16 protein-coding genes and 1 tRNA gene are annotated in these 22922 nt (G+C 50.0%); 11 read left to right on the forward strand and 6 right to left on the reverse strand.

Features of this window, described 5'->3' with window-relative positions:
• Positions 1-55: 55 nt before the first annotated feature.
• Positions 56-1135 (reverse strand): VWA domain-containing protein, encoded by a 1080-nt coding sequence (locus IPQ00_01080; GenBank protein ID MBL0239159.1) that lies wholly within the window; start codon positions 1133-1135, stop codon positions 56-58.
• A 131-nt stretch (positions 1136-1266) separates the two neighbouring features.
• Between IPQ00_01080 and IPQ00_01085 the strand changes: the two genes are divergently transcribed.
• The 4 genes from IPQ00_01085 to IPQ00_01100 are packed head-to-tail and all read left to right on the forward strand — an operon-like array spanning position 1267 to position 5568.
• Complete coding sequence (locus IPQ00_01085) at positions 1267-1755, forward strand: hypothetical protein (GenBank protein ID MBL0239160.1); 489 nt, start codon at positions 1267-1269, stop codon at positions 1753-1755.
• Positions 1756-3045 carry an imidazolonepropionase gene (locus tag IPQ00_01090; protein MBL0239161.1) on the forward strand — a complete coding sequence of 430 codons (1290 nt, stop codon included), beginning with the start codon at positions 1756-1758 and terminating at the stop codon, positions 3043-3045.
• Positions 3046-3102: 57 nt separating this feature from the next.
• Entirely contained in the window at positions 3103-4641 is a 1539-nt protein-coding gene (hutH, locus tag IPQ00_01095; GenBank protein MBL0239162.1) for a histidine ammonia-lyase, read from the forward strand.
• Between the two features lie 6 nt (positions 4642-4647).
• Positions 4648-5568, forward strand: coding sequence for a hypothetical protein (locus IPQ00_01100; protein MBL0239163.1), 921 nt, complete (start codon positions 4648-4650; stop codon positions 5566-5568).
• A 2-nt stretch (positions 5569-5570) separates the two neighbouring features.
• On the opposite strand, the gene IPQ00_01105 is transcribed toward IPQ00_01100, so the two are convergent.
• The 4 genes from IPQ00_01105 to IPQ00_01120 form a co-directional block, all read right to left on the reverse strand.
• The gene (locus IPQ00_01105) at positions 5571-6266 is read right to left on the reverse strand and encodes an SDR family oxidoreductase (protein MBL0239164.1); all 696 of its coding nucleotides are present in this window, start codon (positions 6264-6266) and stop codon (positions 5571-5573) included.
• 181 nt (positions 6267-6447) lie between these two features.
• Positions 6448-7308, reverse strand: coding sequence for a hypothetical protein (locus IPQ00_01110; protein ID MBL0239165.1), 861 nt, complete (start codon positions 7306-7308; stop codon positions 6448-6450).
• A gap of 201 nt (positions 7309-7509) precedes the next feature.
• Positions 7510-7586 (reverse strand) — tRNA-Arg (locus tag IPQ00_01115).
• Positions 7587-7640: 54 nt separating this feature from the next.
• The gene (locus IPQ00_01120; GenBank protein MBL0239166.1) at positions 7641-8063 is read right to left on the reverse strand and encodes a c-type cytochrome; all 423 of its coding nucleotides are present in this window, start codon (positions 8061-8063) and stop codon (positions 7641-7643) included.
• An 86-nt stretch (positions 8064-8149) separates the two neighbouring features.
• Between IPQ00_01120 and IPQ00_01125 the strand changes: the two genes are divergently transcribed.
• From IPQ00_01125 to IPQ00_01140, 4 genes are all read left to right on the forward strand, one after another.
• Positions 8150-10483 carry a penicillin acylase family protein gene (locus IPQ00_01125; protein MBL0239167.1) on the forward strand — a complete coding sequence of 778 codons (2334 nt, stop codon included), beginning with the start codon at positions 8150-8152 and terminating at the stop codon, positions 10481-10483.
• A gap of 173 nt (positions 10484-10656) precedes the next feature.
• The gene (locus tag IPQ00_01130; protein ID MBL0239168.1) at positions 10657-13836 is read left to right on the forward strand and encodes a helicase; all 3180 of its coding nucleotides are present in this window, start codon (positions 10657-10659) and stop codon (positions 13834-13836) included.
• Positions 13837-13854: 18 nt separating this feature from the next.
• Positions 13855-17847, forward strand: a complete 3993-nt coding sequence (locus IPQ00_01135; GenBank protein ID MBL0239169.1) for an Eco57I restriction-modification methylase domain-containing protein — start codon at positions 13855-13857, stop codon at positions 17845-17847.
• Positions 17847-19328: an AAA family ATPase gene (locus IPQ00_01140; protein MBL0239170.1), complete on the forward strand. Its 1482-nt coding sequence runs from the start codon at positions 17847-17849 to the stop codon at positions 19326-19328. The genes IPQ00_01135 and IPQ00_01140 overlap by 1 nt, the downstream gene beginning before the upstream one ends.
• A 417-nt stretch (positions 19329-19745) precedes the next feature.
• On the opposite strand, the gene ruvX is transcribed toward IPQ00_01140, so the two are convergent.
• A complete protein-coding gene (gene ruvX, locus IPQ00_01145) occupies positions 19746-20252 on the reverse strand; it encodes a Holliday junction resolvase RuvX (protein MBL0239171.1) in 507 nt (168 codons plus the stop codon).
• Positions 20253-20316: 64 nt separating this feature from the next.
• Here ruvX and IPQ00_01150 point away from each other — a divergent pair, with 64 nt between their 5' ends.
• The 3 genes from IPQ00_01150 to IPQ00_01160 all read left to right on the forward strand — a co-directional run bounded on the left by IPQ00_01150 (position 20317) and on the right by IPQ00_01160 (position 22908).
• Entirely contained in the window at positions 20317-21621 is a 1305-nt protein-coding gene (locus tag IPQ00_01150; GenBank protein MBL0239172.1) for a PDZ domain-containing protein, read from the forward strand.
• A 102-nt stretch (positions 21622-21723) separates the two neighbouring features.
• Positions 21724-22182, forward strand: coding sequence for a GNAT family N-acetyltransferase (locus IPQ00_01155; GenBank protein ID MBL0239173.1), 459 nt, complete (start codon positions 21724-21726; stop codon positions 22180-22182).
• 3 nt (positions 22183-22185) lie between these two features.
• Positions 22186-22908: a hypothetical protein gene (locus tag IPQ00_01160; protein ID MBL0239174.1), complete on the forward strand. Its 723-nt coding sequence runs from the start codon at positions 22186-22188 to the stop codon at positions 22906-22908.
• The last annotated feature ends 14 nt before the right edge of the window (positions 22909-22922 follow it).

Below are 22922 nucleotides of genomic sequence, written 5' to 3' on the forward strand. Positions count from 1 at the left end.
AACGCGGCAATATTTTCTCGTATTGAGATATACCAAATATATTCAGTTTACCGCGCTATTGTGCCTGCGTACGATATCTGCTCTTCGCCCTGACGACTATCCCGGGACGATCCACTTGCACCTTGATCTTATGTTCGGTTCCCGCCGGCGAGTCGCTCAAGGGATAGAAGCCAAGTACGTATTGCCGTTTCATTTCATCGACGATCTGCTGAAATGCATCACCAAGATCGGCCTTTTGTTCTCTGAAAAATCGTCCGCCCGTCTTTTCGGATAGTTCTTCGAGGAAAGCTATCGAAAGCTGTTGTTGAATTTCGGAATTGGGGCGATTGACGCCGGCGCCGGGAAGGTTTCGACGGTTTTGTCGATTTGGGTTGCGGCCCGGAAAATTATCGCTTGGAAACCGCCTCTGGCGTCCGCCGATGCCTCCGCGACGACCGAGACGGCCCATTCCCGCTTGGTCGGGAAACGGACGCGGAAATGAATCGCGAACTCGCATCGCACTTTCGTAAAATATCGGGTAAACAACGGTGTCTGATTCTGTGAGCAGATCGAAAAGCTGAGATCTGGACACGCTACTACCAAAATCGGCGCCGTCCGTCAGCAATATCAAAGCTTTTCGGCCCTTTTCACCGCGGAGTTGGCGTTGGACTGCATCGTACACGGCGTCGCGCAGAACTGTGCCGAATTGTGCTCCGATAGTGGCGTTTTTGATCGCGGACTCGAGATCTTTCTTATTCGATGTTAATCCGCTCAGTATTTCTATATCGTTGTCGAAGGTAACGATCATACAGCGATCTTCCGGCCCTAGGTCCTTGATGAATTTTCTCGCAGCCTTTTTTATCTTGCCGAGCACGCCGGCAGTGCTTCTGCTTGTGTCGAGTGCGAGTATCACGTTCATCGGGGCGGAGTCGTTGTTAAAGATCTCAACTGACTGTTCGACGCCGTCCTGAAAAACACGGAAGTTGCTTTTCGTCAGACCGGGCACGTATCGGTTGTCCCGATCACTGACGATAACAGGGATATTTATGAGCGACGTGTTGATCCTGATGGTCTCGTTCGTGTCGACCTGAGATCGAACGGACGAGCCTGCCGCCACAAGTAGGATCAAGACAAACCAACCACAAATTTTACGCATACGTGTCTCCCGACTGCCAATAGCTTGATTGTTTGACGTTGCGGGTCGCCATTTGGTCGCAAAAACTTGAGCCGACGCCAAGTTTTCTTTATGCTTGTTCCACAGAACTACTTTCCTGGAGAAATTTATCTATGTTACTGAGAACGTTCGTGATCGCGCTTTGCATATTGGGGGCGGCCGTTTTCGCGTCGGCACAGAACACTGCGAGCCTGACCGCTGACGAAAAGCCGACGTATGACGAGACACTTGCCAAAAGGTTCGGTGGCAATGACAACGGAATGAAGAATTACGTTCTGGTGATCCTGAAAACCGGCCCGAAGGATGCGTCCATAAAGGGAACGGTTCGTGACGAGATATTCAAAGGACATATGGCAAACATCAGCCGGCTTGGCGATGAGGGCAAATTGGCCCTTGCCGGCCCGTTTGGTGACAATGACCGAACGTATCGCGGACTATATATTTTTAACGTCTCGACCGTCGCAGAAGCGTTGAAACTTGCTGAAACTGACCCTGCGATCAAGGCGGGCATCTTTATCATTGAGGCAACGCCGTGGTTTGGCTCAGCGGCACTGATGGGCGTCGGTGAGACCCATAAACGTATCATGAAGACAAAGCCGTAAATGCAAGATTGCGAGCTAATTGTTATTCACGCTGCCGAATTGGTAACGTGCCGGTCGGCAGGAAAGCCGAAACGCGGTGCTACTCTACGTGTCGTCGGAATTATCAGCGACGGCGCTGTGGCGGTGGCAGACGGCAGGATCGTGGGCATCGGCACTACGGCAGAGATCTTGCCCAACTTTGAGGCGGATACTGTCATAAACGCGGATGGCCGCGTGGTGGTGCCCGGTTTTGTCGATCCGCACACTCATATAGTTTACGCCGGCGACCGTTTGAATGAATTTGAACTGAAGATACAAGGTGCTGAGTATCTCCAGATCTTGGCAAATGGCGGCGGGATCATTTCGACGGTGCGGCAGACACGGCAAGCAACAATAGAGCAACTCATTCAAGAAAGCCGCAGGCGTCTCGACAAAATGCTGGCCTGCGGCACGACGACCTGCGAGATCAAAACCGGATACGGGCTCGACACGGAAACCGAGATGAAGATGCTCGCGGCGATCGAGGCCCTCGATAGGTCTCACGCGATCGACATCGTACCGACATTCCTCGCGGCTCACGCAGTTCCGCCCGAATTCAAAGGCAATGCAGACGCTTATGTCGATCTGATCTGCACGGAAATGCTGCCGCTTGCGTGGCAATGGTATGAGCGTTCGCATTTTGCCGCGAAAGGCACGCGATTCTTTTGCGACGTTTTTACTGAGCAAAATGCATACGATCTCGGGCAATCAGGTCGTGTACTGGAAATGGCAAAGGCGTTGGGTTTCGGGATTAAGGCGCACGTTGATCAGTTTACAAACCTCGGCGGAACGCACCTCGCGATCGATCTCGAGGCGATCTCGGTCGATCATCTAGACGCGATCTCGGACGAGGAGATCAGCCAATTGTCCGCATCAGAGACTATCGGAATCGTGATCCCGACAGAGAATTTCAATTCCGGCAAAATGAAATATGCAGACGCACGGAAAATGATCGATGCAGATTGCGCGATCGCCCTCTCGACGGATTACAATCCGGGCTCGGCCCCGTGTCCGTCGCAGCCGATGGCGATGGCGATCGCTTGCCGATATCAAAAGTTATTGCCGGCCGAAGTTTTGAATGCGGCGACGATAAATGCTGCATATTCGATTGGAATGGGTGACCGCGTCGGTTCGATCGAATTGGGAAAGCGTGCCGATCTTGCGCTATTTGACTGCAGCGATCATCGGCAGATCGCAAATGAATTTGGCGGAAATCTCGTCCGAACGGTTATCAAAGGCGGTAAGGTCGTCTATGATACACGCTCAGCCTGAAATTGTTGGGCGAAGCCGCTTTGAGAACCGGCAGTGATAAACCACATTGGAAAGTTAATGAGTGAAATATTACTTGACGGCGAAAGCCTAACATTTGAACAGGTAGTCGCGGTCGCCTACGGCAAGCCCGGCGAACCTCGGGTCGTATTGTCCGACGGTGCGAAGGCAAACGTCGCTCGGAGTGCGGCGGCAGTTCAGACGCTTCTCGATCGCGGCGAGATCGCTTACGGCATCACAACCGGCTTTGGAGCCTTTAAGGACAAACTGATCAGCCGCGAAGATGTCGAGACGCTCCAGCGAAATATTGTCGTAAGTCACGCGGTCGGCGTCGGTGACCCATTTGACGCGGCGACCACCAGAGCGATAATGCTGATCCGTGCTAATACGCTCGCCCGCGGTTTCTCCGGCATTCGCCCCGCAACGCTCGAACTAATTCTGGAATGCCTGAATTGCGGCGTTCACCCGCAGATCCCGGAAAAGGGAAGCCTCGGAGCGAGCGGCGACCTTGCTCCGCTGGCACACTTTGCTTGCGTGCTGATCGGCGAGGGCGAGGCGGAGATCGGCGGCGAAATAGTAACAGGCAAGGAAGCTTTGGAACGCGCCGGACTTTCGCCGATCGTCCTTGCAGCAAAAGAGGGATTGGCGTTGACCAATGGGACGACGGTGATGACGGCAGTCGGACTGCTTGAGACGCAAAAGGCCAAACACCTTGCCGAAATGGCGGATGTTGCCGGCAGTTTGAGTCTCGAGGCACTTAACGGTACGCTTTCTGCGTTCGACGAACGCATTCACGCCCTGCGTCCGCACCCGCGACAGATCCAGTGTGCCGCGAATCTTCGTGAGATCCTTGCGGAAAGCGAGTTTGTACGCGATTTTGACCCCGCCAATGTGCAGGACGCTTATACGCTTCGCTGTATGCCACAGGTTCACGGTGCGTGCCGCGATGCCGTCGCATATGCTGGATGGCTGATCCAGATCGAGCTCAATTCGGTCACGGACAACCCTCTGATATTCATCGACGACGAAAGCAGTAAGATCGACGTCATTAGTGGCGGGAATTTTCACGGCGAACCATTGGCGCTCGCGTTCGATTATCTTACGATCGCCCTGACCGAATTGGGCAATATTTCGGAACGGCGAATAATGCGCCTGACGGACGAGTCATCTAATGCCCATATTTTACCGGCATTTCTGACTGAGCACGGCGGGCTGAATTCCGGATTTATGATCGTTCAGTACACAGCGGCGGCATTGTGTACGGAAAACAAGGTGCTCGCTCATCCGGCGAGTGTCGACACCATCCCCAGTTCGGCAAATGTCGAGGATCACGTATCAATGGGGGCAACGTCAGCACTAAAGCTTCGCGTCGTAGCTAAGAACCTCGAGACGATACTCGGGCTCGAGGCGTTCTGTGCCGCTCAAGGGATCGATTTTCGCAAGAAGTTACTTGGTTCGGATGGTAAGCTTGGAAAGGGAACTCGGACGCTTTACGAGGAAATGCGAAAGCGGATACCCTTTATCGAGAAAGACGAATATATGAAGCGACACATAGATGCCGCTTGTGAGGTTCTGCGGTGCCATCGCACGGCTAAATAGAAAAATATGCGAGCAATTAGATATTTTGCGTTTCTAACGATCCTGGTATTTGCGGGCTGTTGGTCGATCGACTCAAAGGCCGGGAATAGCCGGGATGATACGCCGGTCGAACGGGCTTCGGCAACGCCGACTCCGCGCGTTTCGCCGACGCCAAAGGTAACCCCGACTATGTCAAAAGAAAAACCGAGCGGCGGCTTTATGGCTAACTTGCCGTCCGATTTCGAACAACCGACCGATGACGCCGGACGCCTTTTGCTAAAAGAGTATGGCTCTCTTTTTGCAACCGGCAATGGGGCCATCGCCCCCAAAAAGGTCGTGTTCAAGGACGACGCAGATGTTAAGGCATTTCAGGCATCAGCCCCGCAATCAACCGAAACCATTGGCGGAATGACCGTAACCTTGCAGACACCCGCGATGACGGCACTAAAGGCCGCAATTGCTGAAGCTCGTGCGGCAGGACTATCGATCGGCCCGCGAGGTGGTGATTCGTCCAAGCGTGGTTATCAGCAGACGGTCACGCTCTGGGCAAGCCGCGTAAATCCGGGTTTTGTTTATTGGGTCGGTAAAGGACGTGTGACACAGGCAGAGGCGTCGCGGATCAAGGCATTGACGCCATTTCAACAGGTTCCAGAGATCCTGCGGCTCGAGCAAGACGGCATCTTTTTTGCAAAGGATCTCTCCAAATCGATCATCTATTCCGTCGCACCGCCCGGAACTTCCCAACACCTTGCGATGCTCGCACTCGACGTAAAGGAAAATGAAAACCCTCGTGTTCGGCAGATACTTGCCAAAAACGGGTGGTTTCAGACTGTTAGCTCCGACTTGCCGCATTTCACATATCTTGGCGTGAGTGAAAGCGACCTGCCGGGACTAGGCCTCAAGCAGATCACTAATAGCGGTCGTACTTTCTGGGTGCCGGATATTTAAGGTTAGCGTACGGATCCCATTCCGCCGTCGACGTGTAAGATCTGACCGGTTATCCAAGCACTCTTTTCTGATAGCAGAAAAGCTGCCATTTCCGCGATGTCCGCTGCTGTTCCAACCTTCTTTAGCGGATGCCGAGCGGCTGACGCGTCTCTTTTTTCCGGCGTATTTAGAAGCTTTTCGGCAAGCGGCGTGTCGGTAAGTGACGGAGCGATACAGTTGACTCTGATCTTCGGCGCAAATTCGGCGGCGAGGGCTCGGGTCAAGCCCTCAACTGCACCTTTCGCTGCCGAGACCGAGGCGTGAAACCCCATTCCCGTCTGCACCGCCACGGTGCTAAAGAGCACAATCGATCCATTCTCCGATATTTTCAGATTTGGGAGGTAGTGTTGGATTACGCGGACGGCCCCAAGAAGGTTGATTTGCATATCGGAAACGAAATCAGTTTCCGTGAGCCGATTGAAAGGCCGAAGATTAATACTCCCCGGGCAGTACACGACACCGTCAATGATTCCCTCGATCGTCGGAAGAGGCTCGTCGGATGCCACGTCATACGTCTGAAAGTCAACACCTTCCATTCCCGCCAGTTCGCCTTCGGTGCGGCTGATCGCAATTACAGTGTTGCCATCCGCCGTCAGCATTTTTGCAAGCGAATTACCGATCCCTTTACTGGCACCAACTACCAAGTATCTTTTTTGCATAGTATTTTAGCGACCTTCCTGATCTAAGTAGATCGACTGAACATAATAATGACCCAAGCAAATCATTTCGGCGGTAGATTGGAAATGGATTCAGTTTCGATCCGTATGTAAAAACGAACTAAAAAATGGGCATCACGAGGATGCCCAAAAGTGAATAAAGTCGAAAGTATATGTCGTATCACTATTTGATGATGAATGGTTCGAGGAGACGCATCCACGCTTTGTCAGCACGTTCGTATTCGATTGTGCAGCGTCCGGCACGCTCCGCGGGCAATCCGTCAGGGCCGACTATAGATTTCATACTGACGGGGTCGCTACCGTAAACCAGGCAGAGCATATCGTAAAATCGTGTCTTGCTAAACGAGTGTTCGTCCCAAAATGCCATATCACCGGGATCGGTGTCGCGACTGGCAACATCAAACTCAAGTGCGGCGTTAATAGCACTATTCCGACCTTCGGGCGAACCGTCAAGTATCAGGATCGTTGCAAGTTGATCGACCGCGTCCTCTTCTCGGCCGGTTGCCGGCAGGTCAAGGACATCGATCAAGCAGTGGCCAAGTTCGTGGAAAAAAGCTTGCATTATCGTGTCGCCGACCATATCTTCGACCTCGTTCGGATCCTTCGAAATAGTCTTAAACTCTTCCTCGAATTGGTCAGCGAGTTCGTAGCAGATAGTAACCTCTGTACTTTCTGAATTGTAGTACGCGTTTGCCTCGCCGCACTTGTCAAAGTTCAGATAGACGTCACGCGGCAATGCAATAAGTTGATTGAGCTCGGTCGCGATTTCCTGAAGCATTGCCACCTCGTCCTTCGGCATCGCCTTTTTAGGCTGTTTGGCCTTAGTCACAGGTGAGAACCCGACCTTGAAGTCGCCCTTGTCAAGAGGGTGTTTGGCGGGCTTAACGGGTGTGGCTGCTGGTTTTGCATTCGCCGATCGGTTTACGTTTGTACTCTGGGCTTGTGACGGACCCATTAGCGTCGTGGTGCCCAAAATAACAAGCAGAAATGCCATTGAAAAAATTCCGATCGCTATGGTTTTCATATATTTTATTTCTTCTTTTTGAGTTTGAGCCCTACGGTTTTTGTATCAAATCAGATCGAGATTCTGATAGATGTCGGAGCGCACACGATTTATTAAAGTTGACGCGAAATCATAATGCAAACTTCGCAGAAAGTCTATTGTCAAAGCGTACAGAAAAAAAGCCGGACAAATGTCCGGCCTGTGTAGAGGAAACAGTAATTGTGGTACACCCGGCAAGATTCGAACTTGCGACCCTCTGATTCGAAGTCAGATACTCTATCCAGCTGAGCTACGGGTGCTCGAAGTAAAGATTTTAGATATGCGGACCGTGTTTTGCAAACCGCGTTTATAAACTACTGTTGCAGACTACGAACGTGCTTGATGATCGATCTGATCTCTGCCTCAGTCAATTTATCCTTGAATGCAGGCATTCCGTCATCGGGAAATCCCTCGGAAATGTAGCCAAATATCTTTTCGTCAGGCTTGGCTTTCTGTTTGGCGGTGGTGATATCGTCCGGGTCGATCATTTTGCCGTCGACAGTTGTTTTGCCGCCCTTTCCGCTGTCCCTGTGGCACGTCATACAGTTGGTTGTATAAAGGTTTCGTGCCAAAACTGTCTCGTCGACCGGTGTCGGCGCCGTTGCCGTTGGCGTTGCCGCGGCATTCGGCTTATTGTCGTTTGTGCCGGTTACCGAGTTCGGCGGCGGTGCCTGGCCACAGGCGGCCAAAAAGATCGCAAATGTTGTGGCTATAATGGTTATTTTCAACTTATTCATAAATTAGAGATCTATTTCGTTTGATTACGATTGTGAAAAAGTTTAACTTAAGGTGACAATTTACACCAATTCGACCTTTCAACAATATGAAAATTCGCACCCCGTGGATCATCGTCATTGCCGCAATGTCTTTCATTTCGGCCATTGCTCAACCCGCAACTCCGACCAAAGGCATCGCGGGGCTTAAGGCCGAGGTGACTATTCGGCGTGATGCCCGCAGCATTCCCTATATCTCGGCGACAAATGATAACGACCTGTATTTTGCGCAGGGTTACACCACTGCAAGTGATCGTCTATTTCAAATGGATCTGATGCGGCGTGTGGCACGGGGCGAAACGGCCGAGATATTCGGTAAGACGGTTCTCGACGAAGATAAGCGTTGGCGACGGTTTAATTTCTCGGCCATCGCCGAGCAAAACCTGACGTTTCTCAGCCCGGCACTTCAGTCCGCCCTTACGAGCTATGCGAGCGGCGTGAATGCGTATATTGCGACACTGGATGAAAAGACGTTACCGGTGGAGTTCCGATTCCTGCAGTATCGACCTCGAGAATGGCGGCCCTCTGATACGATCGTGATCGGCAAGATACTCTCGGACGCCCTTAGCACGACGTGGCGGTACGACCTGATTCGAGCGTCGATGCAGAATATTTCCAAAGACAAACTGGCGGATCTGAATGATCCGGTGACACCGTATGACGTGATCCTCTTTGGCAAAGACACGCCTGCCAAAAAGGAGGCAGTTGCGAGCAAACCCGTCGAAGTTTCCAATGGATTGCTGGCTCTTGCCGATGCTGATGATAGACTGCGCTCGAGTTCGCTTGAGCGTGTCGGGCTATACGCAGAGGACCTTGCGGCGAGCAATAATTGGGTCATTTCAGGAAAGCGGACGGCGGACGGCAAGCCGATCCTCGCCAATGACCCGCATCTTGCCGCGACCGCACCCGGCATTTGGTATCTGACACATCTTTCGACACCCACGATGCGAGTCTCGGGCGTGACCTTCCCGGGCGTTCCCGGGATCATACTTGGCCATAATGATTCGATCGCGTGGGGAGCGACAAATGTCGGCCCTGACGTTCAGGATCTGTACGTCGAGACATTCAACGACAAGGGCGAGTACAAGACGCCCACCGGATGGCAGGCAGCAACGGTGAGAAAGGAGATCATCAACGTTCGGTCAAACCCGTTAAAGCCGGAGACCGATCCGGTCGAGTTTGACGTCATCGTCACCCGCAACGGCCCGATCATCACCGAGGATGGCGGTAAGAAATATTCGCTGAAATGGACCGCATTTGATCCGCACAATTCGGAGTTTGAGGCGTTTTACGAGTGGAATCGGGCTAAGAACTGGACCGGTTTTCGCAATGCGTTGCAAAAGTATGGCGGTGCGGCACAGAATTTTATCTATGCCGACACAAAAGGGAATATCGGATGGAACGCCGCAAGCAAGATCCCGATTCGCAGAACCGGTGACGGTGCGTTGCCGTATGACGGATCGACGGGTGACGGCGATTGGGTCGGGACGATCCCGTTTGCCGAATTGCCGGTGCTATTTAATCCGCCGAGCGGACTGATCGTCACCGCCAACCAACGGATCGTCGGAACATCGTACAAGTACACTCAATTGTCCCGCGACACGGCGGCGCCCTGGCGGGCACGGCGTTTGTTCGACATACTCAACTCCAAGACTAAAGTGACCTTTGATGACGTGCGAGACGCCCAGTACGACACTTTCAACATCCCATTGGATCTGCTTGCGAAAGAGATCGTCAAAGTGGGCGGCCCTTCGCCCGAAACCCTGTCCGTGCTCAAGACTTGGGATGGGCGAATGGAACCGGATTCGCGGGGTGCAGTGCTCGCCAACGAAATGCGAAATTGTCTTGCGAATAAGGTTGCCGATGATAATCGCCCGGTGCCGTCGTTCATAATTCGCGACCGGATACTTGAGAGAGCCATTCGGGAAAAGCTCAAGCGGTGGCTGCCCAATGGGTATCAGAGGGATGCTGACCTTTATCGCGATTGCGATACATCGGCTCGAGCGTCGCTCTCAGACGCTAAACGCTTGGGGCCTGACGATAGCAAATGGGTTTGGGGAGCGACTTGGGTTTCAAGATTTCCGCATCCGCTGGCCGCGGTTCCGCTCATCGGCGGCCAATTTAAGACACCGTCCGTTCCGATCAACGGTAGCGGTCAGACGCCAAATGTCGGCTCAAGCGTATCGATGCGCCACATCACTAGCCCCGGCAACTGGGACGCAACCCGCCACGTCATCCCACTCGGCCAAAGCGGCGATCCCGCGTCAAAGTATTTCAAAGACCAATTTGAACTGTGGCGAACCGGGGAACCGGCGATATTTCCATTCTCGAAAGCGGCGGTCGAACGATCCGCGACCGTGACCTTGGTAATGACGCCAAAATAGACAAGATCAAAAAATAATTTCCGCGCCAGCTGTCTAAAATACGGTTGTGTTTGTGTGATAAAATATTCAATCAAACACAACAGGGCGTTTTAACATCCTTTGGTAGTCGCTCTCGCAATTAATCTGACAGCGGTTGCTCCGAAATCAATTGTAATAGTAACTGGCAAACGAAAATGAGTACCGACCTAACGTTTCTCACAAACGAAGCTGACCGAAAGTTTGCGGTAAGATTGCACAATCTTTTGCCGAGGTGCGACAGCTTCGATTGCTTGGTTGGATATTTTTACCTGAGCGGTTTTCACCTTATTCAGGAATCACTCGAACCGTGTGGAAAGATCCGAATTTTGATCGGCCTTGAAACCGAACAACAGGTCCACGACGCCTTATTGCAAGCCCAACAAACGCTCAATCTTCGCTCGACCTCAGATACGACCAATCACTTTAACAACGTGATGCTTCATCAACTCGAAACTGCAGAAGAGAGTCAGGCAGTCGAGTCGGGGATCGAGAAGCTAGTCCGTTGGTGTAGCGAAGGAAAAGTTGAGATTCGTGCTTACGACAAATCCAAGATACATGCGAAGCTCTATATCTTCTCCTTTGCGCAGGAGCAATTGGACAAAGGTCGCGTGATCACTGGATCAAGTAACCTTTCGCAATCCGGGCTCCAGGATAATCTAGAGTTTAACGTCGAGCTTAAGAATCGCTCCGATTATGATTTTGCTCTTCAGAAATTCGAAGAGCTATGGAAAGACTCGGTAGAGGTTTCACAGGACTTTGTTAGTGCCGTTGAAGAAAAGTCACATCTGGCTCAATTTTCACCGCGAGAACTTTATCTTAAGCTTTTATACGAATATTTCCAAAACGAACTGACTCAGATCCGCGAACTCGACGAGCTATATTACCCTGAAGAGTTCCTTCGGCTTCAATATCAGCACGACGCGGTTTTAACAGCGAAAAGAATCCTCGAAGAGCTCAACGGCGTCTTCATTGCCGATGTTGTCGGTCTGGGTAAAACCTACATGGCCGCGATGCTCGCGCGTGAGCTCGACGGAGGTATATTGGTTATTGCGCCGCCTGCCCTGATAGACGAAAAAAATCCCGGAGCATGGGGAAATGTTTTTCGCGATTTCGGAGTCAGGCGATTCAAAACATTTTCGGTTGGACGATTGGACGAGATCCTTAAACTTGACCTTCGAAAATTCCAGTATGTTTTTATAGATGAGGCACATCGGTTCCGGAACGAATTTAATGAAACCTACGCAAAGCTTCATCGGATCTGCCGGAATAAAAAGATCGTGCTCGTTACCGCGACGCCATTTAACAACCATCCGTCCGATCTGTTGAGCCAGTTGAAGCTTTTTCAAAATTCGAGGAACAGTACAATTCCTAATCTGCCGAACCTTGATAATTTTTTCCGGCGGCTCAATTCAAATATCAGCGGACTGCATCGGGTCACAAATCGCGAGGATTATCGGCGAGCGATGCGCGAAAATGCTCACGAAGTTCGTGAGCGAGTCTTGAAACACCTGATGGTTAGGCGCACCCGGACGGAGATATCTGCTTATTATGGGGATGACCTAGCAAAACAGGGATTAAAATTTCCCGAAGTCGAAACGCCGACGCCAGTTTTTTACGGCTTGTCGCCGATAGAAGACAGAATTTTTACTCAAACAATTCGCCGCGTTAGTAAAGAAATCAAATATGCCCGCTATCGCCCACTCGTCGATATCTATTTCAAAGGGCAGTTAGACGACGATACGACCACGGCTCAAAACAACCTTGCCGCCTTCATGAAGATTCTGCTCGTGAAGCGGCTTGAGAGCAGCTTTGCGGCATTTCGAAAGACGCTCGATCGATTTATCGATGTTTATGAAAGGTATATCCAGGCGTATGAATCTGGATACGTTTATGTCAGCAAGAAAAAAACAAACCTAATCTTCGAGCTGATCGACGCAGGAGATTTTGACGCGATCGAGAAACTGATCGCGGACGATGCGGCAACCCGTTACGAAGCCGAAGATTTCGAACCGGCTTTTCTCAGCGATCTGCAAGACGATCTCGCGGTGCTAAAAGAGATTCACAAAGACTGGCAGCAAATAGACCGCGACCCCAAGTGGGATGAATTTAAGGCGTTATTACAATCGGACCCGATCCTGAAAGAATCGAAGATACTACTTTTCACCGAGGCAAAAGACACGGCAGAATATCTTAGCGACCTGATCGAATCGAAACTGAATGAAAAGGTGATCTGTTATTCCGGCAGCTCTAAAAAAAGTACCCGCGAAGAAGTGATTCAAAACTTCGACGCGCGAGTTCGCAAGCCAAAAGATACTTATCGCATTCTCATCACAACCGATGCTCTTGCCGAAGGCGTTTCTCTTCATCGGTCAAATGTAGTTCTCAATTACGATATCCCATGGAACCCGACGCGGATGATGCAGCGTGTCGGGCGGGTCAATCGTGTCGATACCAAGTTTGAAAAGGTTTACACATATAATTTCTTCCCATCGACACAAGGCGAAGATGCTATTGGCCTCCAAGCTGCCGCCGAAGCGAAGATCGAGGCGTTTATCGAGATGCTAGGCAGCGATGCCGCACTTCTAACAGAAAATGAAGAGATCAAATCATTTAATCTCTTCGAACGTCTGACTTCCAAAGCAACGATCACGGGCGAGGACGAAGAGGAAACCGAGAGCGAACTTAAATACCTAACGCAAATTCGTCAGATTCAGGAAAACGATAAGGCACTCTTCGCTCATATCAAGGCTTTGCCTAAGAAAGCGCGTTCGGCGCAAAAAATCGAGGGATACAAAGACGCATTACTCACCTATTTCCGGATCGGTAAACTCGATAAGTTTTACCTTTCGTCTCGCGATAAGTCTCACTCCGCTGAGCTCAACTTTCTACAGACCGCAAAACTTCTCGAAAGCGAAAGCGATGAAAAGTGTCGTGTCGGTTCCGCCTTCTATGATCTGTTGCGCAAGAATCAAGTTGCTCTGGCGGACGCATTGAGAACGGACGAAGAGACAAAATATTCACCGGCTGCGAGCAGCGATGTTTATACAAAGCTCCGTCGCCGTCTCTTAGCGTTTAAGCCAGATCAGCGACAAGATTTTACTGATGCCGACGATGGATTGTGGCAGGATGCTCTTCTTGCGCTCGAACATGGTTCCATTGCCAAAAAAACAGTAAATCGCGTTTGGAAACTGGTCGAAAAGTCAGACGAGGCTAAGGTTGTGTTAGATATCCTTTGGAAAAGTTTTGACCGCGACACTTTGGCGGTTGATGCCGAAACCGAAGCCCGACTTCCCGCAAAACCGCGAGAGGTTATTTTGTCGGAGTATTTTCTTTAACCATTCCCGTCTGGACCTATGAATGAAGAACAAGCCCGTAGCCTTATAAAAGATGTCTTTCAAAGCAGGTTTGCGAAACCCGCTTTTGAGGAATTTCTAAGTGAGTTCTTGCCTAGCTTCGATCTAACGAAGGCCTTTGGCCCACTCAGCGGGAATGTAATTCGCGCCGCCTTTCGGGATCGAATAGCTAGTTATGAAAGGGTTGGTCAATATGCCGACCCGGATCAAAGGAAGATCGATGTTCTAATTATCAATCTCAATCGAGAGACAACACTACAGCACGGAAGAACTGGCCTTAGAAATTTTGCTGCGGACTATCTGCAGAGTGACCGAGGTCTTGGGAAGACAGCTGTCCTTCTCGCGTACGTCCCTAGCGACGGCGGCGACTGGCGGTTTTCCTTTGTAACCCTGGAAACAAGTCTAGCGGAGAACGAGAAAGGAAGATTCAAGGAGGTAGTCGATAAGATCACGCCAGCCCGCCGGAAGTCCTTTTTGGTAGGGGAATCCGAAAAGTCCCATACTGCACAATCTAGGTTTGTTAAATGGATAGGCAGCCGAAACGCTCCCACAGTTCAGGAGATCGAAGACTGCTTTGATGTCGAGGCCGTAACAAAGGAGTTTTTCAACAAATATAAAGTCCTTTTTGAACGAACGAGAGCTGCGATTCTCGATGTGTGTGAAAAAAACTCGCGGGTAAAGCAGGAGTTTCTTGATATTGGACTTTCCAAAAAAGCTGTCGATGGTTCCGACAATGAGACCCTTGTTCCTAATGCAGACGATTTTGCTAAAAAGCTACTTGGTCAGGTCGTTTTCCTTTACTTCCTCCAGAGGAAAGGTTGGTTCGGCGTACAGACGGAATGGGGCGATGGTGATAAGAAATTTTTGCGACATCTTTTCGAGAACAGGGAAGATTATTTAACCGGCGCCCGAACAGGAAAAAAGTGTAACTACTTCAATGATATTCTTGAACCTCTTTTCTATGAGGCGTTAGCTTATCCCCGCGACAGGGACTATTCGAAGCAATTTGACTGCAAGATTCCTTTTTTAAATGGCGGACTTTTTGAACCAATCTACGGTTACAATTGGCAGCAGTTCGACCTTTTACTTCCTGATGATCTTTTCTCCAACAATGAGAAAACCAAAGATGGCGACATCGGCGACGGTATTCTCGATATTTTTGACCGCTATAACTTTACAGTCAATGAATCTGAACCACTGGAAACAGAGGTTGCTGTTGATCCGGAAATGTTGGGTAAGGTCTTCGAGAATTTGCTCCCCGAACATGAGAAAAAAGGGAAGGGCGCGTATTACACCCCAAGACCGATCGTCGCGTATATGTGTCAGCAGAGCCTGATCAATTATTTGGACACACATTTCGCAAATATTGCACGGGACGACTTAGAAACATTCATTATTTATGGCGAACGTCACGCCGACTTCGAGGCAAGATCAAACAAAGCGAACGAGGATAAACTCCTGCCTGATGGTATTCGAGCAAATGCCCGAAAAATCGATAAAAGGCTTGCCAATATAAAGGTTTGTGATCCAGCAATAGGCTCAGGTGCATTTCCGGTTGGAATGATGCACGAAATTGTTCGTGCGAGGCAGACGCTGGCTTCGATCGGGTCAATGCCTGAAAAGTCCGCTTACGAATTGAAGCGCCATGCTATCGAGAATTCGCTATATGGTGTCGATATTGATTCGGGCGCTGTCGAGATCGCTAAACTCCGGCTTTGGCTTTCGCTCGTAGTAGATGAAGAGGATCGCAAAACGGTTCAACCCCTTCCAAACCTAGATTTCAAGATCATGCAGGGAGACTCATTGATAGACGAGTTTCGTGGCATCAGGCTTTTCGACGATGCCATGTTGGATCAAAAAGCCGCTCTGACTCACGATTCCGAACAGTTAATCAGTGATCTGAAAGAAAAGATCGCTAAAAAGACGCAAGAATTTTTCTTACTTCATCAAAAAGGCGATGCGGCGGCGATAAAGCTCCACGCCGTTGAGAAAGATATAGTGGCTCTTAAGGTCCAACTTGATGGGGCAACCGGTAAAGGGAAAGACCGAAAAGCTGCCGGAGAATCTCTGTACAACGGTAGCGAAGAACCAAGTAAGGTAAGTATTAGATTCGCGGAATTGCAGAAGATACACCAGGCAATCATTAAAGAGACGAACGGAGAGCGTAAACGCGACCTCAGAGCGGCGGCGGACCGTCTTGAACACGAATTCGTCAGTGAGAATCTTCGCGAGGTTGAGAAAGCCGTTAATCAGCAACTGAAAAAGCTTCGGCAGGATTTGGACGGTGAAGTGGCGAATGTTAAAGCGACCATGAAGTCTGAGATTGAGACTCCGAAAATCCAAAAGCTAAAAAAACAGATAGTCCAAAAGCAAAAAGAGCTTTCGGACCTCGGCGAAACACAAGAGCAGCTTGCCATGATGGATTTTTCGAAATTCAAACCGTTTTTCCTTTGGCATCTTCATTTTTTTGAGATCTTTCAAACGCAAGGCGGTTTTGATGTCGTTTTAGGAAATCCGCCTTACCTGAAAATTCAGAATATTAGCGACGAAATTGCGAAGATTCTAAAGTCGAAATATGTTACGGCGACTGGCAAATTTGATATTTACGTTACGTTTATAGAGAAATCATTTGCCTTGCTAAACCATTCTGGGGTTGTGTTATTTATCCATCCACACAGATTCTTAACGGCGGACTACGGCAATGGGCTAAAAAAGCTATTAGACGACATTCGGGGGCTAAGGTCAGCAATTCTTTTTGGCATTCAACAGATTTTTGAAACGGCCACAACATATACGGGAATCTTTGAGTATTCAAATAACAACGTTTCGATCCAGGTAAAGGAAGTTGGTTCTAAAGTTTTCCAGCATATTCCGTTCAGCACCAAGCAATACTCTAACGATGCAAGTCATTGGCGAACTCTAACGAGTAACGAAGAATCATCTAGTCTGGTTGGAAGACTTTCGTCCTTTCCAAATAGATTGACTGAAGTGTTTGAGGGCATATACCAGGGAATTGTGACGGTCGGAGATGAGATCTTTACTATGAGGGGTGAAATGTCAAAAAACACTACAAAGTGTTACTCGGAAGCTATTGGCGCTCAAATTGAAATTGAATCTTCGATGATGCGACATCTGTTGAAGGGCGAAGACATTCGAAGGTATGAGAAACCTGTCAGTGATCTGCTACTTTTCTACCCTCATTATATAGACTCCAGAGGCAAAACCGTGCCGCTTGAAGAATCGAAATTGAGGGCCGAATTTCCTCTTGCTTATCGGTACATTGCCCAATTTAAGAAGCAACTCATTGAGAAGAAAATCAAATATAAGACGAACCCAAAGTATTGGTATTCGCTTCACCGTTCGCGCGATCTCAAAATATTCGAGGGCGATAAAATAATCACACCTTATTTGCAGAATTCTCCAAATTTCGCGTTTGATCGCGCGGGTTGGCTTACAAATACGAAAGGCTATGTACTCGTCGTGAGCAACGAAATGGAATTCAATTATAAATACCTTCTCGGGGTTCTCAATAGCCCAGTACTCTGGTATTTCATCAAACAGACGAGCAGTCCCTTCAGCGGGGCTTTCTATGAATTTACGACCAATAACTTGGGTAGATTTACTGTGCCGAATTGCGAGATGGAAGCCCAAAAATTGATTGCGACAATAGTTGATTACGTTCTTTATCTTAAAGGCATCATGCTTGATGAAACTGACTCTGCCCGATCTTTAATGATCGCGTACTTTGAACAAGTCATCAATGGTCTCGTTTACGAGCTATATCTGGCAAAAGAAATACAGGAAGCGCAGAAATACTTTTTCAAACCTCTGAAAGACGAAAAGTTGCCGGCGGTGGATAAAATCCACGGGGATAAGCTCGCGGAGATTCGTCGAATATTCGAATGTCTTTTTGATCGCAATCACGTTATCAGGAAGAACATTTTTTTTCTCGACACACTAGAAATTGTTCGGATAATCGAGGGCAAAGCGTAATGTCTATTCGGATCATCAAGATCGAAGCGAAGAACTTCCGCGTATTCGGCAGCCGGCCGTTGAAGATCGATTTGACGGCAACAGGAAAGAATCTGCTCGTATATGGAGAAAATGGGAGCGGTAAGTCATCCGTGTTTCTCGCTCTCAAGGATTTTCTCGAATGCGCGGAACGTGATGCATCCAAACGGAACGTAACCGTATTCCCGTACAGAAATATCTTCGCGACAACAGATGACGGATTTGTAAAAATTGAACTCACCGGCTTACCGCGGCCCGCACAGCAATCAAAATCCCAAAAGAAACGTCCGATGACGCAGGCCTATGAGTGGTCAAATGCAACAGACAATACGAACGACCAACTCATTCTTGAGATTAACAAAACAAAGGGATTTATTGACTACAAAGCCCTTCTCGCGACGTATTTTCTCCATCAGGATCAGGACACAGTCAACATTTTCAAACTCCTGATGGGTAGCGTCCTTGAAAATGTTGAAAACGATATCACTAACCGAAAATTCGGCGAAGAATGGAACCGAGCCCTGTACGCCTTTGAAAACCTTAACTACCGAAGCAAAACGGCAAAAGACGGTTTAACGGGACTGCTCAAAGAATATAGTGACGGACTGATTGAAAAGCTGAAAGAACTCCAAGCTAAAGCCAAGGAAATACTCGACACTTTCGGCTATAATCTCGATCTTGAAATTGGGTGCGCGGGGATTTCGTTTGATGAAAAAGCGAAGGAGATAAGAAATCAGAAGGTCATCCTGAAAGTTAAGTCCTTCGGCCAGGACAGGGACGGACATCATCTATTCCTCAACGAGGCAAAACTCTCTGCCATTGCTATTTCCATCTTTTTTGCAGCCCTACTACTTCAGCCTGAAAGCCGATTGCGGATCTTAGCTCTGGATGACGTTCTAATCGGCTTAGACATGTCTAACAGACTTCCAGTTCTGGACATCCTGAAGCAGCACTTTAGCGAGTATCAAATCTTCTTTTTTACCTATGATCGGGCTTGGTATGAAATTGTAAAACTTCGCTTTACGGATTGGGCAACCGCAGAGTTTTTTGCAGGTAAAACTGATGAGCGTGATTTCTCGATCTATAACCACGTCAAATCGTATTTGGAGGTTTCGAAGCAGTATCTAGCCGATCATGACTATAAAGCCGCGATGGTGTATTTGAGGACGCATTTCGAGATGATCCTTAAGAAGTTCTGTGACAAGAAGAAATTGGCCGTTACGTATCACATTCTAGACCGCCGATATACTTCAGAGAACTTTTGGGAAGCTGCAAAACTTGCGAAGAAGACTGATAGTACCAACGTAATTAGTGCCCTAGTTGTCGCCGAAATTGAACTTTATCGGACGATCACGATAAACGAGCTTTGCCACGCAAGTTTCGTAGGAACGAACCAAGCTGAAGTGGCTGGAGCAATTGCGGCCGTGGAGGCGTTAGAAGTGGAATTGGTATCATTTTTATGACGAGGACTTCAGCGGGAACAATGGCGATATGAGCCAACCAACCTTCGCATTCATGGGGAACGTGGATATTGCAGATATTATTCTCGACGCCAGCGATTGAGTCATCTATGCTGCCCCGTGCTTTTCCGAGAGCATTGCCGACTTTGAATAAGAACCGCAGGCGGAAACGCTCACTGCTGAATGGGTTAGTCAAGCGTCAAAGCGTCGATATGCGGTTCTGCAAGATCGTGGCGGAACGATGAAATACAATTTAAAAAACCGTGGGACAGTGGGACAAGACGGCTAAGAGCATTATTTGGCGAGTTTAACTTGTCCCAGCTAAGGTAACGCGCGTGGAACAAATACGTAAGTTATTGACGGTGAAGACGTTATCGGTGTTTGAAAGGCTAATTCTTGTCCCAACGCGAGTAATTTGTACTACTTTGTACTAGAAATTGGCTCGTTGCTCGGCCTTGGCGGTAGTCGGTCGATCAGATCAGCGAGGATTATCGCGGCGGCGGCGGAATCGACCTTGGCGCGGGTGTCGGCGGCGGCGCCTTCGGACCAGAGGCGTGATTTGGCTTCGTATGAGGTGTTTCGTTCGTCCTGTAGCACGACCGGAATATCGAGCGAGAGGGCGAACTTGCGGGCTAAATCGCGGGCGTAGGTGCTCATTTCGCTTTCCGTGCCGTCGGATTCGAGCGGCAAACCAATTGCCAGTGCTTTAGCATCAAATTCCGCGATAATGGTTTTGACGGATAAAAGTAAACTTTTCCAATTGGTTCGCGTTATAACGTCGAGCGGCCGAGTCGTGACGCGGAGTTCGTCGCATATGGCAACTCCGATGCGTTTGGTGCCGGGATCGAGCGAGAGCAGGCGGCCGGCGGGCGGAACTTGGGAAATGTCTGCAATCGGGACGTTATTAACTGTATCTAATTCTTGCACGAATAATTTTGATGTCGGATAATTCCTAAACGACGCGGTTTTAGTTTTTGGTCAGAGGTATTATATGTCATTTCGCGGAAAGATCTGGGTTTTGGTGCTCTCGGGAGCGATCGCAATCTACGCGGTCATCGGTGGCTTGCCGCTCGTCGGCAGCCTTCTGACGACCCAGGCCCAACAACCGGTGAACGATCCCGGAGCCCAGTTACGGATCGTTGAGTCGGTGCTCCAGCATATTCAGAACGATTATGTGGACGAGCCGAATATGGAAAAGGTTCGTGTCGGAGCCCTTCGCGGGCTCGCCTCGGGACTCGATCCGTACTCGTCATATCTGACGCCAGAGCAGGTCAAGGAATATCAGGCCGGAACATTTGCCTCAAAGGCCGGGATCGGAGCCGAATTGTCTCAGGTCGCAGGTTTTGTTTATATCATCTCCGCACCAACCGGTTCGCCGGCAGAAAAAGCGGGTATTAAGTCGGGCGATGTGGTCGAGTATATCGACAGCAAGGCAACTCGCGACATATCACTATATGACGCACGGCAATTATTGTCGGGCGACGCAGGCTCAGTCGTCGGCCTCCGAGTGCTTCGCTCCGGCGAAAAGCCGCAGACGATCAAGGTCACTCGCGGAAGCTTCAAGGCTCCGACTGCCGAATCGCGTATCGAAAGCGGCAAGATCGGCATCATAAAGGTCAACAGCCTGGATACCGGCGAGGCCGCGGACATCCGCTCACAACTCGGTTCACTCACTAAGCAGGGTGCTCAAAAGATAATATTAGACCTTCGCGGCGTCGCGGGCGGCACACTTGAAGAAGGGGCGGCGGTCGCCAATCTCTTTATCAAAGACGGTGATCTGGCAAAGGTCGTTGGCCGCGAGGGCAAGGTCACACGGACAATTACCGCTGATCCGGCAAAAGCAGCGTTCGCAGGCGAAATGGCTGTTTTGACAAGTGTTGGGACTGCCGGAGCAGCGGAGGTTGTGGCCGCCGCAGTGGCCGAGCGTAAGCGCGGCGAGGTGATCGGCGAGCGTACTTTCGGGTCGGGCACCGACCAGCAGCTGTTTACGATGTCGAGCGGCGGTGGATACCTTCTGACCGTAGCAAAATGGGCATCGCCGGGCGGAACACCTTTCTTCGGTGACGATCGAAATTCGATGGGCGTTAAACCGTCGATCGAGGTCAAGCGTCCTGACACGCCGGAACCGCTGGATGTCGAAGATATGGTCGATAAGCAAAAGACTGACGGGCAGAACCCGCAAGCGACGCCGACTCCGGCCCCGAAGGTGAAACCTGCGGTGACCGAGGACATTCAACTCAAGAAGGCTCTAGAGGTATTGGGCGTTAAATCGCAGTCCGCAAAGTCGGTCGGCTAACACGAATACTGGAAAGTAATTAAGTTCCAAAAGGCCGAAATTTCGATTTCGGCCTTTTTACTTGTTGTCGTAAATTGGCATCACTGATAAAATCGTCACCAAATGAACGAAACAATGATCAGCATTCGTCCGTTTTGCGAAGAGGACCTCGGGGAGTGGTTTCGGCTGCGCCAATTGCTGTGGGACGAAACCGATCAGGAAGATCATCAGCGTGAAATGATGGATATCCTCGATCACAGGGATACGCAGTTTGTCGTCGTTGCCGATAATGGGCACGGTCAACTCGCCGGATTCCTCGAGGCGAGTATTCGTCCGTTTGTCGAAGATTGTGAGAGCGAAAACGTCGGATACCTCGAGGGATGGTACGTTGATAAAGCGTATCGCCGACTCGGTGTTGGTTCACGCCTCGTCGAACTTGCCGAAAAATGGGCTCGTCAAAGGGGCTGCACTGAAATGGCATCCGACGCCGAAATTGATAACGGCCCGAGCCTCGCTGCCCACGATCGCCTCGGCTACAAGGAAACATCGCGGCTTGTGCACCTCCGCAAAAATCTGGATTGATCTGTGAGACGTTTTTGGATTACATTGTTGCCGCTGATCGTGTTGTGGTCGTTCATCGCCGTATCGGCGGTCGCGGGCCAGTCGATCGACCAATCGTTCCCGACCGCGGTCCGCTCAAATGAGATCGTAGGCAGTATCAAAGCCAGGGACATCGGCGACGCCCGTCTGACGACTTACTATTTTGCGTTTAACGGCGATCAAGGCGATATCTTCGTCAACGTCGTTACTAAGAATTTTGACGGCGATATCGACATTTTTATCGCTGACGGTTTGCGTCCGCTGACCAAGATCGTCATATTTGCCGACGCATCGTCAAATGAGACCGGCCGTATCGTGTATCTTCGAAAATCTGAAAAGCTATTGCTCCGGATCCAGGGCCGTACGCCGAACGACGACCCCGCGGCGTTTCGAGTCAAGTTCGCCGGTAGCTTTGTGGCGATCAAGGACGCCGTTGATGACGATGTCGCAGCACCTAAGGTAACAGAGTCCGGCAGCGGTAGCGTGCGGGTTAATTCGGTAGGTACGATCATCGAAATGCCTGCGAAGCCCGTACCGCCCGTCACCAAGACGAATACCACCGCGATCGCCACGGTCGAGAAACCCGCAAAGGAAAAGACAGCCAAGGCAATAAAGCCGGAACGGTCGGCCGATGGCGAGTCAAAATCGGTATCCGGGAAGAAAAGTGCTGTACCGGACAAGCCCAAATCGTCCAAGAGGCGCAGGTAGAAAAAACGAAGTCA

This window comes from Chloracidobacterium sp. (assembly GCA_016720705.1).
GTDB lineage: Bacteria > Acidobacteriota > Blastocatellia > Pyrinomonadales > Pyrinomonadaceae > OLB17.